8 protein-coding genes and 1 pseudogene are annotated in these 15,771 nt (G+C 65.9%); 3 read left to right on the forward strand and 6 right to left on the reverse strand.

Translation table 11 applies throughout. The features are described from left to right. Positions 1-4 precede the first annotated feature (4 nt). Complete coding sequence (gene potE, locus AB4Y64_RS07980) at positions 5-1,357, reverse strand: putrescine-ornithine antiporter (RefSeq protein WP_441815925.1); 1,353 nt, start codon at positions 1,355-1,357, stop codon at positions 5-7. Positions 1,358-1,890: 533 nt separating this feature from the next. On the opposite strand from potE, the gene speC reads away from it, so the two are divergent. Then, positions 1,891-4,140: an ornithine decarboxylase gene (speC, locus tag AB4Y64_RS07985; RefSeq protein ID WP_441815926.1), complete on the forward strand. Its 2,250-nt coding sequence runs from the start codon at positions 1,891-1,893 to the stop codon at positions 4,138-4,140. 105 nt (positions 4,141-4,245) lie between these two features. Then, positions 4,246-6,597 carry an Orn/Lys/Arg decarboxylase N-terminal domain-containing protein gene (locus AB4Y64_RS07990; protein WP_441815927.1) on the forward strand — a complete coding sequence of 784 codons (2,352 nt, stop codon included), beginning with the start codon at positions 4,246-4,248 and terminating at the stop codon, positions 6,595-6,597. Positions 6,598-6,677: 80 nt separating this feature from the next. Here the strand turns inward: AB4Y64_RS07990 and AB4Y64_RS07995 are convergent, their stop codons facing one another. From AB4Y64_RS07995 to AB4Y64_RS08015, 5 genes and pseudogenes are all read right to left on the reverse strand, one after another. Next, entirely contained in the window at positions 6,678-7,055 is a 378-nt protein-coding gene (locus AB4Y64_RS07995) for an acyl-CoA thioesterase (RefSeq protein ID WP_441816322.1), read from the reverse strand. A 188-nt stretch (positions 7,056-7,243) separates the two neighbouring features. After that, positions 7,244-10,120: pseudogene (uvrA, locus tag AB4Y64_RS08000) on the reverse strand (excinuclease ABC subunit UvrA); the annotation flags it as partial. 444 nt (positions 10,121-10,564) lie between these two features. Then, positions 10,565-11,464, reverse strand: coding sequence for an OmpA family protein (locus tag AB4Y64_RS08005; RefSeq protein ID WP_441815928.1), 900 nt, complete (start codon positions 11,462-11,464; stop codon positions 10,565-10,567). A gap of 87 nt (positions 11,465-11,551) precedes the next feature. After that, on the reverse strand, positions 11,552-13,642 hold the full coding sequence (locus AB4Y64_RS08010) for a S8 family peptidase (protein WP_441815929.1): 2,091 nt from the start codon (positions 13,640-13,642) through the stop codon (positions 11,552-11,554). Between the two features lie 514 nt (positions 13,643-14,156). Beyond that, on the reverse strand, positions 14,157-15,218 hold the full coding sequence (locus AB4Y64_RS08015) for an OmpA family protein (RefSeq protein ID WP_441815930.1): 1,062 nt from the start codon (positions 15,216-15,218) through the stop codon (positions 14,157-14,159). 230 nt (positions 15,219-15,448) lie between these two features. On the opposite strand from AB4Y64_RS08015, the gene rplU reads away from it, so the two are divergent. Then, the gene (gene rplU / locus AB4Y64_RS08020; protein ID WP_441815931.1) at positions 15,449-15,757 is read left to right on the forward strand and encodes a 50S ribosomal protein L21; all 309 of its coding nucleotides are present in this window, start codon (positions 15,449-15,451) and stop codon (positions 15,755-15,757) included. Positions 15,758-15,771 lie beyond the last annotated feature (14 nt).

A 15,771-nucleotide genomic window follows, 5' to 3' on the forward strand; every position in this document is an offset into this window, starting at 1 on the left:
AACGTCAGGTCTGGAACGACTTGCCCGGGTTCGGCACGTGCGCCTCGTTCTCCATGCGGTAGAAGCGGTTGGCGGCGAAGAAGCCAAACAGCGTCCAGCCCAGGAAGATGCACAGGCCGCCCAGCACGATGGCCTCGGTGCCCGAACTGTAGAGGGCATAGAAGCTGTAGACCGTCGCGATCAGGGCGACGAAGTTGGTCAGCCTCGCCTTGTCCTTGGGAATGTTCGACACGTTCTGGATGGTGACGATGGCCGCCATCGACATCACGTACGGCACCAGGTTGGTGACGACCGCGAGGTTTACCACCTTGCCGAACGTCTCGCTCAGCTCGGGGCTTGCGGTCATCAGCGCCAGCGCGGTCTGGACGGCCAGCAGCACCAGCATGCCGACGATGGGCGTGCCGATCTTGGTGACGCGGCTGAAGATCGGGACGAAGTAGCCGACGTCGGCCGAGCTCTTGAACACCTGGGCGACGGTGAACTGCCAGCCCAGCAGGGAGCCGATGCAGGCGATGACCATCAGCGCGGTCACGGTCTGGCCAATGCCCGGGCTGAACATATGGGAGTAAGCAAGCCCGAACGGCGCGCTCGACTTTGCCAGCTCCGCGTTCGGGATGATGCCGGCGATGACGTTGGTCGACACGATGTAGACCACCGCGGCGCCAATGGTCGCCACCAGCACGGCGATCGGCACGTTCTTCTCGGGATTCTCGACCGCGTCTGCGTTGGCGCAGGCCGATTCCAGGCCGAGGAACGCCCACAGGGTGACCGAGATCGAACTGCCCACGGCGGCCCAGAAGCCCATGTCGTGGGGGTTCCATGCTGCCGACCAGGTGCTGGGGCTGAACCAGAACCAGCCGATCAGGCAGATGAGAACCACCGGCAGGATCACGCCCCACACCGTCACGGTACCGATCTTGCCGGTAATGCTGGCGCCGCCGAAATTGGCGAACGTGGTGATCCACAGCAGGACGATGGTCCAGAAGCAGGTCTGCATCGGGCTCAGCGTGGCGCCGAACAGCACGGTGGCATAACCCACGGCGGTGACGCCGATGGCGACGTTGCCGATCACCAGCGACAGGCCATAGGTGTAGTTCGCCATGTAGTTGCCGCCCTTGCCGAAGGCGTACTCGGCGTAGCCGCCCATGCCGCCTGGCTTCCTGCTCAGGAAGCCGCAGCGGGCGAACACGTAGGCGAGGGCAAGCGAGCCGCCGGCGGTGAACAGCCAGGAGAAGATCGTGATGGTGCCGATCTCCGCCAGTTTGCTCGGCAGCAGGATGATGCCCGACCCCATCATGTTCACCAGCGTGATGACCGTCAGCTGGAACACATTCATCTTCTTGTGGGACTCGCTCATGACAGGCTCCGTGAAAGGGTTCGGAACTTCAGGCGTTGCAAGTCGTGCTTTTTGTGCATCCGCGGGAGCTGCGTCCGGGGCGGATCGTCGTGCGCTGGCGGCAGTGCGGAGTCAAGAATGTTCGGTGCGCGGCGGAAATGAATGCGCGTGCCCAGGTCGGCGGGGCCGGTTACCGCCGACCGCACCGGCCGTACGCGGCGGCAAGGCCACTGGCGAGCAGTGAGTCCCCCGTTTAGGACAGCGATCGCCGCGAGGTTTTCATAGCGTTCGTAACGCTCGCGTGAAGTCTGGAGCCGCTTTATTCCGCCCGGACGAACGGTAATTATCACCGAGGCGAAACGCTCGCAAATGACGTGTTTCGGTGCGAGCATCTGCGGGCCGGACCAGGCGCGATAGAGCACGGGCACTCTGCGGCGGTCGCCGTCAACGACTCTGTTTCTTGGCAATGGTGTCAGCCGATGCCGCGCGATGCGCGATGGTCCGCTGGCTGCTGTCGACAAGCTCGCCGGAACACTGGAGAAGAGGACGCCGCGATGAGTATTCCCCTTGAACGCTTCTTCCGCATCCTGGTGGTGGGCGAGCACAGTGGCGTCGTCGCGCAGGTCATCGAGGACGAACTGCATTTCCCGGTGACGTCGATAGATTCCGAGCAGATCGCGACGGCGATCCGTGGCGGCGCCGACCTTGGCGCGATCATCTGCGCCCGCGCCGACACGCAGGCGGTGGTCGACGCGCGTGAAGAGCGCGGCCTGCGCATGCCGATCTTCATGATCAGCGGTCGCGATGACGAAGCGCTCGCCGAGCCCTTCCTGAAGTCGCTCGACGGAGTCCTCATCGCCGACCTGGAAACGCGCGACTTCTACGAGAAGCGCCTGGTCGCATCCATCGAGCGCTATGCGGCGAGCCTGCGCACGCCGTTCTTCGGCGAGTTGATGAAGTACGACTACGACGCCAACCGCACCTGGGCGTGCCCGGGCCACCAGGGCGGGCAGATGTTCATGCGCCACCCGGTCGGCCGGCTGTTCTACGAGCACATGGGCGAGAATGTGTTCCGCGACGACATCTGCAACGCGATGGTCGCGCTGGGCGACCTGCTGATCCACGAAGGACCGGCGCTGGCGGCGCAGCAGGCTGCCGCCAGGGTGTTCCAGTCCGACCGGACCTACTTCGTGCTCAACGGCACGTCTTCGTCCAACAAGGTCGTCAACACGTCGCTGCTGCGCAGCAAGGACGTGGTGCTGTTCGATCGCAACAACCACAAGTCCAACCACCATGGCGCGCTGCTGATGGCCGGCGCGATTCCGGTCTACCTGGAAACCGACCGCAATGGCTTCGGCATGGTCGGACCGATCGACTGGTCGGCGTTCGACGAGACAGCGATCCGCGACAAGCTCAAGCATCATCCGCGACTGGCCGGCACCGATGTGTGGAAGCGCGAACGCCCGATCCGGGTCGCGATCATCGAACAGTGCACCTACGACGGCACCGTCTACAACGCCCGCAAGGTGCTGGAGAAGATCGGCCACCTGTGCCAGTACATCCACTTCGACGAAGCCTGGGCCGGGTTTGGTGCGTTCCACCCACTGATGAAGGACCACTTCAGCATGGGCCTTGCACTGGATGGCGATTCACCGGGCATCATCGCCACGCAGTCGACGCACAAGCAGCTGGCCGGTTTCTCGCAGGCCTCGCAGATCCACGTGCGCGACGAGCACATCCGCGACAAGCCATTCCGCGTCAACCACAAGCGCTTCAACGAGATGTTCATGCTGCAGGCGTCGACGTCGCCGTTCTATCCGCTGTTCTCCAGCCTCGACGTCAATGCGCAGATGCACGCTGACAAGTCCGGGCAGGTGCTCTGGGACGACATGGTCAAGCTCGGCATCGAGGGCCGCAAGGCGGTGCGCAAGCGCTTCGCCGGCTTCATCGACCCCTTCGTGCCGGACAAGGTCGAGTACCAGGGCAAGTCCGTTGCGTGGGAGGACGTGCCGACCGCGGTGCTCGCGCGCGAGCAGGCCTACTGGCAGCTGGCCCCCGGCGCGAGCTGGCACGGCTATCGCAACCTCGGCGAAGACGCGGCGATGGTCGATCCGACCAAGCTGATGCTGACCACAGCCGGCATAGACGTAGCCACGGGCAACTATGCCAAGAGCGGTGTGCCGGCCACGATCCTGGCCAACTTCCTGCGCGAGAACAACGTCATCCCGGAGAAGAACGATCTCTACAGCATCCTGTTCCTGATGACCCCGGCGGTGGGCGAGGGCAAGATGGCGATGCTGCTGGCCGCGCTTGAGCGTTTTCGCGACCACTACGAGGCGGACAGCCCGCTGGCCGCCGTCGTGCCCGGGCTCTACCAGCGCAACGAGGCGCGCTACCGCGACTACTCGCTGCGCCAGATAGCGCAGGAGATGCACGACTACTTCGTTGCCAGGAACATCAAGGAGCTGCAGCGGCTCAGCTTCCGCTACGAATCCTTCCCCGAACAGGCCATGCCCGCGCGGGAAGCGAACGAGGCGCTGGTCGGTGGCGAAGTGGACTTCGTGCCGATGAGCGAGGTCTCCGGCCGGGTCGCGGCCACGCTGGCGCTGATCTATCCACCGGGCATCGGGATCATCGTTCCCGGCGAACGCTACGACGCCAAGGCCCAGCCGATGATCGACTACTTCCTGGCGTTCGAAGAGAACTGCAACCGCTTCCCGGGCTTCTCCTACGAGGTCCAGGGGGTGTACCAGGTGCACGAGGAAGGGCGCATCCGCTTCTACACCTACGTCGTGCAGGAGTGAGGCAAGCCCGGACGCGGCCCGGCTTCATCCGGAATTTACGCGGCGTGGCATGAAGTCGCCGCGGTGTCCCCCGTCATCGTCAGCACCACTTCGAGAGGAATCGCCATGTCCATGACCAAGCCCTGGGTGCTCTACGTCACGACCGATCTTCCCGATCAGGGATCGGCCTACGCGCTCGCGCTGGCGCGGCTTGGGCAGGCGGTCCAGGACCAGGGCATCGAAGTGTTGCGCGCGCACAGTTGCGAGGACGGGCTGATCATCGCCCGCGGTTCGGCGTCGTACTCGTGCGTGGCCATCGACTGGGACCTGGGTGAAACCGCAGGCATGAGCGAGAAGCCGGTGCTGGAGATCATTCGCGCGATACGCGAGAAGTCGCTGCGCATCCCGATCTTCCTGCTCAGCCGCGGCGTCACCACCCGAAACCTGCCAATGAGCGTGGTCCGCGAGGTGCGCGAGTACGTCAACCTGATCGGCGAGACACCGGAGTTCTTTGCCAAGCGCGTGCGCTTCGCCATCGACGACTACCACAGCGGCATGCTCCCGCCGTACTTCAAGGCGCTCAAGAAGCTGACCGAAGAAGGAACCTACCAGTGGGACGCGCCGGGCCACATGGGCGGCGCGGCCTACCTCAAGCATCCGGCGGGCGCCGAGTTCCACCGCTTCTTCGGCGAGAACATCATGCGTGCCGACATCGGCATCTCCAATGTCGAGCTGGGTTCGTGGCTGGACATCGAAGGGCCGCCGGCGGAGTCGCAACGCATGGCCGCGCGTGTGTTCGGCGCGGACTGGACGTTCTATGTGCTGGCGGGGTCGTCGGCGTCCAACCGCATCGTCGTGCAGGCGGCGGTCGGCAATGACGAGATGGTGGTGGTCGACCGCAATTGCCACAAATCGCTCAACCATGCGATGACGCTCGCAGGTTCTCGCCCGGTGTACTTCCAGCCCAGCCGCAACGGCTACGGCATGATCGGCCTGATTCCGCCGAAGCGCTTCACCAAGGCGCACATTGCCAAGCTGGTCGCCGACTCGCCGCTGACGGCCGGTGCGAAGTCGAGCGCGCCGGTGCATGCGGTGGTCACCAACCCGACCTACGACGGCATGCTCTACAACGTCGACAAGGTCGCCGAGATGCTGGGCGAGAGCGTGCCGCGCGTGCACTTCGACGAGGCCTGGTACGCGTACGGAAAGTTCCATCCGTTGTTCAAGCACCGCTTCGCGATGGGCGTGCCGCGGGACATGAAGAACCGGCCGACGGTCTTCGCGGTGCAGTCGACGCACAAGATGCTGCCGGCGTTCTCGATGGCGTCCTACATCCACGTCAGCAACAGCGAGCGCGGCAAGATGGAGTGGGCCCCGATCAAGGAGGCCTTCATGATGCACGGCACGACATCGCCGTTCTATCCGCTGATTGCATCACTGGACATTGCCAGCGCGATGATGGACGAACCCTCGGGCAGCGCGCTGCTGCGCGAGACGGTCAGTTACGCAGTCGAGTTCCGCAAGGCGGTGGCCTCGGTCAACAAGCGCTTCAAGGCGGAGGGAGAGTGGTTCTTCTCTTTGTTCCAGCCCGACCAGGTCACGGTTGGCAAGAAGAAGGTCGAACTGGCCGACGCCGACACCGACGTGCTGTGCAACGATCCAGGCTGCTGGACGCTGCGATCGGGCGAAAGCTGGCATGGCATCCCCGACGAAGTCGTTGCCGGCGACTTCTGCATGCTCGATCCGACCAAGGTCACGATCCTGTGCCCAGGCACCGACGCCAGGGGCAAGATCGCCAAGCGTGGCATCCCCGGCACGATCCTGTCGAAGTTCCTCGATGCGCGCCGGCAGGAGATCGCCCGCACCGGCGACTACACCGTGCTGGTGCTGTTCTCGGTCGGCACCACACAGGGCAAGTGGGGCACGCTGCTGGAAACGCTGATGGCGTTCAAGCGGCTGTACGACCGCAAGGCGCCGCTGGAAGAAGCATTGCCCGAGCTGGTCCACGCCTATCCCCAGCGCTACGGCGGCATGACGCTGCCGCAACTGTGCGACGAGATGCACGAGGTCATGACCGAACTCGACCTGCAGGCCATGGCCAATGCCGCCGGCGAGGTGATTTCCGAACAGGTGCTGACGCCTTCGGAGGCCTACCAGCAACTGATCCACGGCAAGACCGAGGAAGTGCGCGTGGCCGATCTGCCCGGGCGCGTGGCGGCTTTGATGATCGTGCCGTATCCGCCGGGCATCCCGGTGCTGATGCCGGGCGAGCGGGTCGACCGCAAGGGCGGCACGATCGTGAAGTTCCTCATCGCAGTCGAAGCGTTCGGCAAGCGTTTCCCGGGATTCGGGCGCGAAGTGCAGAACGTTCACCCGGACGAGAATGGCGACATGTGGGCCAAGGTCACGCTCGAGGGCGCTGCCGGGAAGGCCGACAAGGCACCCAAGCCGGGCAAGAAGGCGGGGCGCAAGCACTAGATCGCCTGGGCGGGTCTGAGCGCGCCTGGGCACGACTGAATGGCGCCGCCCTTCGGGTGAGGGCGGCGCAGGCTGCGGCGTCAGTGTTGCGAGCAGGACTCGCGCACGGCGTCGGGCAGCGGCGCGGCGCGACCGTCGCCACGATCGATCCAGACCATCACCACGTTGCCGTCGCAATACAGCACGCTGTCATCGGCGGCATCGACGATGCGATGGCCGATGCTGACGCTGCTGTTGCCGAGGCGGTCGACGAACAGTTCGATCGCGACCTGCGCCGGCCATTCGATCGGGCGGCGGTAGTTGAGGTTGGCCGCGGCGACGACCGGGGCGACGTGCTCGTCCAGTCCTTGTCCCGGCACCGACAGCATCCAGTGCAGGCGGGCTTCCTCGAGGTAGCTCAGGTACTTGGAATTGTTGACGTGGTTGAACGCGTCCAGGTCGCGCCAGCGCACCGACATCGGCACGCGGATCAGCGCGACCGGCGCGGGCGCACCGGTGACGATCGGATCCGGCGCGACGGCAGCAGCGGCCTGGTTTTTCTCGCCGCTGGCCTTGGCGGTCTTCTTCGCGGCCGGCTTGCGCTTGCGTGCGGGCGTGCGGCCCGTCTTCGACGGGGCAGGGGTGTCGCTCATGCGGTGGTTTTCTTCTTGCTGGGCTTGCGGCCCGGGGCTTGCGGTTTCGCGCCAAGGAGCGGTGCGAGGAAGCGGCCGGTGTGGGAGTGGGTCAGGCTGGCGATGTGCTCCGGCGTGCCGGTGGCGAGGATGGTGCCGCCACGGTGGCCGCCTTCCGGGCCCAGGTCGATCACCCAGTCGGCAGTCTTGATCACGTCGAGGTTGTGCTCGATCACGACCACGGTGTTGCCGTCGTCACGCAGGCGGTGCAGCACCGCCAGCAGATGCTCGATGTCGTGGAAATGCAGGCCGGTGGTCGGCTCGTCGAGGATGTACAAGGTGCGACCGGTATCGCGCCGCGACAGTTCCTTCGACAGTTTGACGCGCTGCGCCTCGCCACCCGACAACGTGGTCGCGCTCTGGCCGAGCTTGATGTAGCTCAGGCCGACGTCCATCAGCGTTTCAAGCTTTCGCGCGATCGCCGGGATCGCGTCGAACAGGCCCAGCGCATCCTCGACCGTCATCTCCAGCACGTCGTTGATGTTGTAGCCCTTGTAGAGGACTTCCAGCGTCTCGCGGTTGTAGCGCTTGCCGCCGCAGACGTCGCAGGGCACGTAGACGTCGGGCAGGAAGTGCATCTCGACCTTGATCAGGCCGTCGCCCTGGCACGCCTCGCAGCGACCGCCACGAACGTTGAAGCTGAAGCGTCCCGGCGAGTAGCCGCGCGCACGCGCCTCGGGCACCTGAGCGAACAGCTCGCGCAGCGGCGTGAACAGACCGGTGTAGGTCGCCGGGTTGCTGCGGGGCGTACGGCCGATCGGCGACTGGTCGATGTCGACGACCTTGTCCCACAGCTCGATGTTCTCGTACTCGCGGTGTGGCGCCGGCGTATGCGAGGCGCCGTTGAGTTCGTTGGCGGCGATCGCGAACAGGGTGTCGTTGATCAGCGTCGACTTGCCCGAACCCGACACGCCGGTGACGGCCGTGAACAGCCCGCTCGGCACCGCCAGGTCGACGTCCTTGAGGTTGTTGCCGGTGGCGCCGCGCAGGTGGAACGTGGTCTTGGGATCGGGCTTGTGGCGCTTGGTCGGGATCTCGATGCGCTTCTTGCCGCTGAGATACTGGCCGGTCAGCGAGCGCGGCGCCTTGAGCAGGTCGGCCAGCTGGCCCTGGGCGATCACTTCACCGCCGTGCACGCCCGCGCCGGGGCCGATGTCGACCACGTAGTCGGCCAGGCGGATCGCGTCTTCGTCGTGCTCGACCACGATCACCGTGTTGCCAAGGTCGCGCAGGCGGGTCAGCGTGCCGAGCAGGCGTTCGTTGTCGCGCTGGTGCAGGCCGATGGACGGCTCGTCGAGCACGTACATCACGCCGACCAGGCCGGCGCCGATCTGCGAGGCCAGGCGGATGCGCTGGGCTTCACCGCCCGACAGCGAGTCCGCCTTGCGCTCCAGGGTGAGGTAGTCGAGACCCACGTCCACCAGGAAGCGCAGACGGTCGCTGATTTCCTTGACGATCTTGCCCGCGATCTCGCCGCGCCAGCCGGGCAGGTTGAGGCCCTTGAAGAACGACAGGGCCTCATCGACCGGCAGCACCACGATTTGCGGCAGCGGCCGGTCGGCGACGAAGACGTTGCGGGCGGCACGGTTGAGACGCGCGCCGCCGCAGTCGGTGCAGGCGCGCTCGCTGATGTACTTGGCCAGTTCCTCGCGCACGGCCGCCGACTCGGTCTCGCGGTAGCGACGCTCGAGGTTCGGGACGATGCCTTCGAAACGGTGCTTGCGCTGGCTGCGGCCGCCGCTCTCGGTGAGGTAGGTGAACGTCACCAGTTCCTCGCCGCTGCCGAACAGCACGGCCTGGCGCACCTTCTCGGGTAGCGACTGCCACACCGCGTCGGTATCGAACTTGTAGTGCTTGGCCAGCGACTGGATCAGCTGGAAGTAGTAGGCGTTGCGGCGGTCCCAGCCACGCACGGCGCCGGCCGAGAGCGACAGCTCCGGGTGCACGACCACGCGCGTGGGATCGAAGAATTGCGCCACGCCCAGGCCGTCGCAGGTCGGGCAGGCGCCGACCGGCGAGTTGAACGAGAACAGGCGCGGTTCGAGTTCGGGCAGCGAATAGTCGCAGACCGGGCAGCTGTACTTGGACGAGAACAGCAGCGGTGCGGCCTCGGCGTTGTCGAGCGACATCACCTGGGCCATGCCGTCGCCGAGCTTGAGCGCGGTCTCGAACGATTCGGCCAGGCGCTGCTTGATGTCTTCGCGCGGCTTGAAGCGGTCGATCACCGCTTCGATGGTGTGCTTGACGCGCAGCGCCAGCGGCGGCACGGCGTCGATCTCGTACAGTTCGCCGTCGACGCGGACGCGGACGTAGCCTTGGGCGCGCAGTTGTTCGAAGACCTGGGCATGCTCGCCCTTGCGCTCGCGGATGACCGGGGCCAGCAGCATGTAGCGCTGTTCGCGACCTTCTTCGGTCTCGCCCAGGGCGATCACCTGGTCGACCATCTGGCTGACGGTCTGTGCTTCCAGGGGGTAGCCGTGGTCGGGGCAGCGCGGGGTGCCGACGCGGGCATAGAGCAGGCGCAGGTAGTCGTAGATCTCGGTGATCGTGCCGACGGTCGATCGCGGGTTGTGCGAGGTCGATTTCTGTTCGATCGAGATCGCCGGCGACAGGCCTTCGATGTGGTCGACATCGGGCTTTTCCATCACCGACAGGAACTGGCGTGCGTAGGCCGAGAGGGATTCGACGTAGCGGCGCTGGCCTTCGGCGTAGATGGTGTCGAAGGCGAGCGATGACTTGCCCGAGCCCGACAGGCCGGTAATCACGATCAGTTTGTCGCGCGGCAGGTCGAGATCGATATTCTTGAGATTGTGCGTCCGCGCGCCGCGGATGCGGATGTAGTCCAGCGCCATCGGTTGCCTGTCTGGGAGGGGGTCGCCGCCGCGCAATGCAGGGGCGAACAGGGGAGCGTATCGACTGGCGAAGATGGGGGCAATTAGTAGTTTTGGAAGGGGCGCAGGGAGGGGTTCGCAGGGCGGTTCAGACCTGGGTGGCTTGTGGCGCGCGTGGGCGTGGCGGGTGGGATGGCATGGCGGCGTGGCGGGCCTCCGAGCGGCGCCGCCCGCCGGGCTGGGGATTGCTCCGCCCCTTAGTCGGACATCCTGTCCGATGCGGGGCGCGGGACATCCATGTCCCGCTGCGGAGCAACCCCCAGCCCGGCGGACGACGCTCCAGCACTTCATTGCTCCGTCTTCGTCCGAAAAACCCGTCATTCCCGCCGAGGCGGGAATCCATGGACGTTGCCCGTGGCCCGTCCTCCCCGCGAAGTCGGGGACCCGGCGTCGTTGCGCTGCGAGCTACAGCAATCGGAAACTTGCCCCGGTGTCCGCGCTGCCGGCGGAGTGGCTCCGGGTCTCGATCGCGGCGGGACTGACGCCATTGACGATCAGTTGCACCTTGATCGCCTCGGCGCGCTGCTGCGACAGCGCCAGGTCTTCGCCGGCGCCGGCCGGGCCGGTGATCTCGATCCGGCGCTCGCCAGCGCTGCCCTGGATGGCTTTGGCGGCCTGGCTGAGCGCTGCAAGGCTGTCTGCGCTGACCTGGGCGCTGCCGTCGATGAAGTGGATCGGGGTCTGGTTCAAGGCCTGGACGACCTCGCCGGCCGATGCGCCCGACTTCAGTCCGGCCAGTGCCTGTGCGGTGTCGTCCGGGGCGATGTCGCCCACGCCGCGGAACAGGCCGGTGAGTTCGTAGCCGGGGAACAGTTGCCGGGCGCGCGCCAGCAGGGTCGCGCGGTCGGGTTCGGACGCGTAGCCGCCGAGTTCGAGCCGCTTGCCGTCGAAGCCGATTGCGGCGCCGGGCATCGTGAATGCGGGCAGGAACTGCGGCAGCCGTGCCTGCCAGGGAGCCGGGCGGGCGCCTGCGTCGATGGCAAGGGCGCCGGATATGTGGCCCGGGCCGTACGCCTGGCCGAGCATGGCGATGATGGCCTTGCGGCTGGCGTCGCTGTCGACGGTGCCGTCGTAGCGCACCGTGCCGTTGTTGTTGACCAGGCTCAGGCGCGAATCGAACTGCGCGGGCGGAAGCGTCGCGGCGGTCGTGTGTGCCTGCGGCGCGGCCGGCGCTGCTGCTTGGCGGCTGCAGCCGCCGAGGGCGATCAGGGCCGTCATCGTCATCGTGGCGACAAGCGCGACGTGCGATGGCGTGACGTGCGACCGCGCGGGGGAGTTCGATGCAGTCGTGCGGACTGGCTTCATGGGTTCTCCAGAGGGCATGTCGTGGTGAAAGGAAGGGCCCGGCGCACCGGGCCCTCCAAGGTGGTTCCACGCGTGTTGCTTGGCCGCTTACTTGTGCGAGGTGTAGTCGATCTCGACCGGGTCTGCGCACTCCTGCGTACCGTTGTTGCACAGCTTGTAGCTCATGGTGCCGCTGCCGATGATGCGGAACGTATCGGTGGCCGCGCCCTTGTTCTTCACGGTCTTGAGGATCGCGCCGTTGCGGTAGATGTCGATGTTCTTCTTGCCGAAGGTCCAGGTCAGGTCAACGCGGGTGCGGTGGTTGTTGAGCGCGGTGGCCTCGGCCTCGACCGAGCGCGGCCAGTTGGCGTCGGTGAAGCTCGGATACAGCGACACGCCGGTGGCGGCACTGAAGCCACGGATCGTCACGTACCACTTGCCGCCCTGCGGTGCCGGGAAGAAGCAGTTCTCGTTGTTGCCGAAGCTGAACGGCCGGCAGTCGTACGAGGTCAGTGTCGGTTCGCTTCCACGCTTGACGTAGATGTCGGCATCGCCGGTGCCGCCGTACATGGCGAACAGCAGGTTGGATGCGCCGTTGGGGACCAGCAGCTCGTAGCGGATCGTGCCGTTGGCGCCGACGCTGATGCCGGTGACGGTAACCCCGTTCTTCAGCGGGATCGCCGGCGGCGGCGGCGGCGGCGGCGGGACGTCCGGCGGCAAGGCTTCGGTGCCCGCCGCGACCGCGACCGCGTAGCGCGCATCGATGATGCCCGCGCCGCAGTAGAGGCTATAGCTGCAGCCGCCCGGGAATCCGCCGGAGGCATAGGCGGTGTTCTCCAGGATCTTCTTGATCTGCGCCGGTGTCTTCGGCGTTGGCGCCGCGGCCTGCATCAGGGCGATCGTGCCCGACACGTGCGGTGCCGACATCGAGGTGCCCGCATACCAGGCATAGCCTTCGGCTTCCTGCTCCTTGAGGCCCAGGTTGAGCGTCGACAGGATGTTGTCAGCGGCGGGCGCTTCGCCCGAACCACCCGGCGCCGCCACGTCGACGACATTGCCGTAGTTGGAGAAGCCGGAGATCTCGCCGGTCGGACCCACGGAGGCCACGGTGATCACGTCGTTGCAGCTGGCCGGAGAGTAGTTGGCCGCGTCATCGGACGAGTTGCCGGCCGATACCACCACGGTCGTGCCGCGGCCGACGGCTGCGGTGTAGGCCGCCTGTTCGGCGACCGAGCAGGCGCCACCGCCACCCAGGCTGAGGTTGATCACTTCCGCCGGAGTGGCATTGGCCGGAACGCCCGCCACCGTGCCACCGGAGGCCCAGGTCACCGCATCGATGATGTCGGACTCGTAGCCGCCGCACTTGCCGAGCACGCGGACCGGTTGCACCTTGGCGCCGAAGGCGACACCGGCCACGCCGGCGTTGTTGTTGGTCGCCGCGGCAACCGTGCCGGATACGTGCGTGCCGTGCCAGCTGCTGTCCTCGGGGATGCCGAAGATGTTGCACTCGCCGTCGTGCCAGTCGCCCGGATCGTTCGGGTCGGCATCGCGGCCATCGCCGTCGACGCTGACTTCCGGGTCGATGATGAAGTCGTAGCCGGGGACGGTTTGTCCGGCCAGTTCCGAATGCGGCGTGATGCCGGTATCGAGCACGGCCACGACCACGCCGCTGCCGGTGCTGATGTCCCATGCCGGCTCGACATTGATGCCGCCCGGTCCGTTCTTGTAATGCCACTGCTGCGCATAAAGCGGATCGTTGGGAACCATCAGCGGCTTGCGCAGGCGATCGGGCTCGACCGCCAGCACGTTGGGATCCTTCAGCAGTTCGACCATCAGCTGCTTGGTTGCGGCGAGGTCGAGCTTGCGATCGGTGCGGATCAGCGAGCTGCCGGTGGCCAGCGTGCGCATCGGCGCGATGCCGACGCCCAGCGACTTGGCCGCCGTTGCCAGCTGCGTCGCCAGTTGCGTGCCGCTGGCGGCAGCGCTGAGCTTCTTCGCATCCGATCTGTAGGTGATGATGAAGCGGTCGTATTGCGCGGGCTGTTTCTTCGCCGCCTTCGCCGCTTGCTTGGTGAGTGTGGAGACCTTGGACGTGCTGACGTTGGGCAACTTTCCGCCGGAGTTGGCGACAGGTGCAACGATGAACGCCGTGGCGATGGCCAGCGCGGTCCACTTCAGGGAACGAGTCTTGCGAGTCATGACAACATCCTTTGTTGGCTGCTCAGGATTTTCCCGTCGCCTCCCCTTGGCTCCGGGTACGTGTCGGCTACATCGGAGCAGTGCCGTGTCGCCCGACGGGGTGCGTGCCAGACACGCGTGCGCTGCGTGGCAGCCGCGTGCGGGCACTTGCGATCAGTGCGCAGGAGGGGGAGGGGGTTGCGAGCACATCGATTGCTGCGCCGTCGGTGATGGACGGACCGGATCCTTCCAGTGACATGCCGGGGCCCCAGGTTCTGGTAGTTCAGATTGAACTCGCGGTCGATCCCGTACGCCGCGTTGAAGGCGCGCAGCCGAATGGGATCACTCGTGCGTGATTGCAGCCCCCTGTAGCTGCTCACAACGTGAACGTATTCCAAACCATCGGATAAGTGCAAGCGTTTACGTAGTAAAAATGCGTGCACGTGGGCACGAAAAAACGCGCGCGATCATCTTCGTCAATCATGAATGCGCAATTGCGCAGATGCAGTCGCGCTGATGTCGCGTGACGTGATGATCACTTCACAACACTGAACTCGATTCGTCGATTGCGTGCGCGCCCTTCGTCGCTGGCGTTGTCGGCGATCGGCCGATCCTGGCCGTGGCCGATGCTGGTCAGGATCGTGGCGTCGACGCCGCGCTCGATCAGTCGCTGCTTCACCGCATCGGCGCGGTCCTGCGAGAGTTTCAGGTTTGCCGCGGCGTCGCCGCTGTTGTCGGTATGGCCACCGATCTCGATGCGTGTCCCGGCAGGCGCCGACGCGATCGCCTGGGCCGCTTTTGCCAGGATCGCATCGCTGTGCGAGGAAATGCGCGCACTGTCGGAATCGAATTCCACCACCATCAGGTTCAACGCGTGTACCAGGTCGTCGGCGCTGAACTTGCGTGAGATCAGCAGGTCGAGCGCCTGGGTGGCCGCGTCGACGCCCTGGCTGCGCGGTGGCAGGGAAGCATCGGTGACCGCGGTGCGTTCGCCATGGCATCCGCGTGGCAACAGCACCGCGACGATGATCACCAGACCGATCAACAGCCATGGCAACCAGCGATGCGCGCCGGAGCGATGGACGGCCGGAGCGATCACCTGCGGTTCGGCGCGCGTCGGCGTGACTGCTTCGGCGGTGACGGCGCCGGCCATCGGTGCGGCCGCCCACTGGCCGAACTCGTCCAGTCCAACGCCAACCCCGCCGAACCAGTGCTGCAGCTTCTGCGAAAGCGGGCTGGCCGCGATCGGCAGATCGCCGTGCTCGCTCAGTTCGTCGATGGCGTCAGGCAGCATCGCCGCCGAGGCGCTGCTTACGGTCGCCGCCGGAAGCCCCAGGCGCTGACCGAATCCGTCCAGGGTTTCGGCGCTCAGGACGGCCTCGAGCTGGGCGGGGGTGATGGGCAGGTTGGGGCCCGGGCCCAGCCAGGAGTCGACCAGGCCGTCCAGGCCCTGGTCCCTGAACGCCTGGATGAACCCCGTGGGGCCGCCGTGCCTGGGATTGAAAACCTGGGCCACCAGCAGGCCCATCAAGCGCTTGGCCTGCTCTGGCTGCAGCCCGAAACGGCCTACCACCTGTTCGAGGATCTGGCTGAACATGGCGATTCCCTCCTGCGCGAGCGCCCCGGAAGGGGGCTGGGGACGCTCCAGACCCCGGCGTCGGGAGTACATCACGGGCGGCGTTAAGCCGGTGGCAGGCGGCGCCCGCCTCCGGGCCCCCGGGAGTGGCCCAGGACTTGCCGTAACCCGCTGAAAGCCCTAGAATTCCGCTTCTGTTCGCCCGAGTGTGGGTGCGACAGCGACCAAAATAACTACAGAGGAATCTGGTCATGTACGCAGTAGTAGTCACCGGCGGTAAGCAGTACCGCGTCATGCAGGGCGAAACCCTGCGCGTCGAACTGCTCGATGCCGAAGTTGGAAGCGAGATCAAGCTCGACAACGTCCTGATGCTGGGCGGCAGCGACGGCGTGAAGATTGGCGACGCCCTCAAGGGTGCCACCGTCTCCGCCAAGATCGTCGGCCACGGCCGCGCCGACAAGGTGCGCATCGTGAAGTTCCGTCGCCGCAAGCATCACCGCAAGCAGATGGGTCACCGTCAGCATTACACCGAAATCGAAATCACCGGCATCGCCGGTTAATCAGGAGAAGCAGC

This window comes from Lysobacter sp. TAF61 (genome assembly GCF_052113485.1).
In the GTDB taxonomy this organism is placed as follows: Bacteria; Pseudomonadota; Gammaproteobacteria; order Xanthomonadales; family Xanthomonadaceae; genus Lysobacter_J.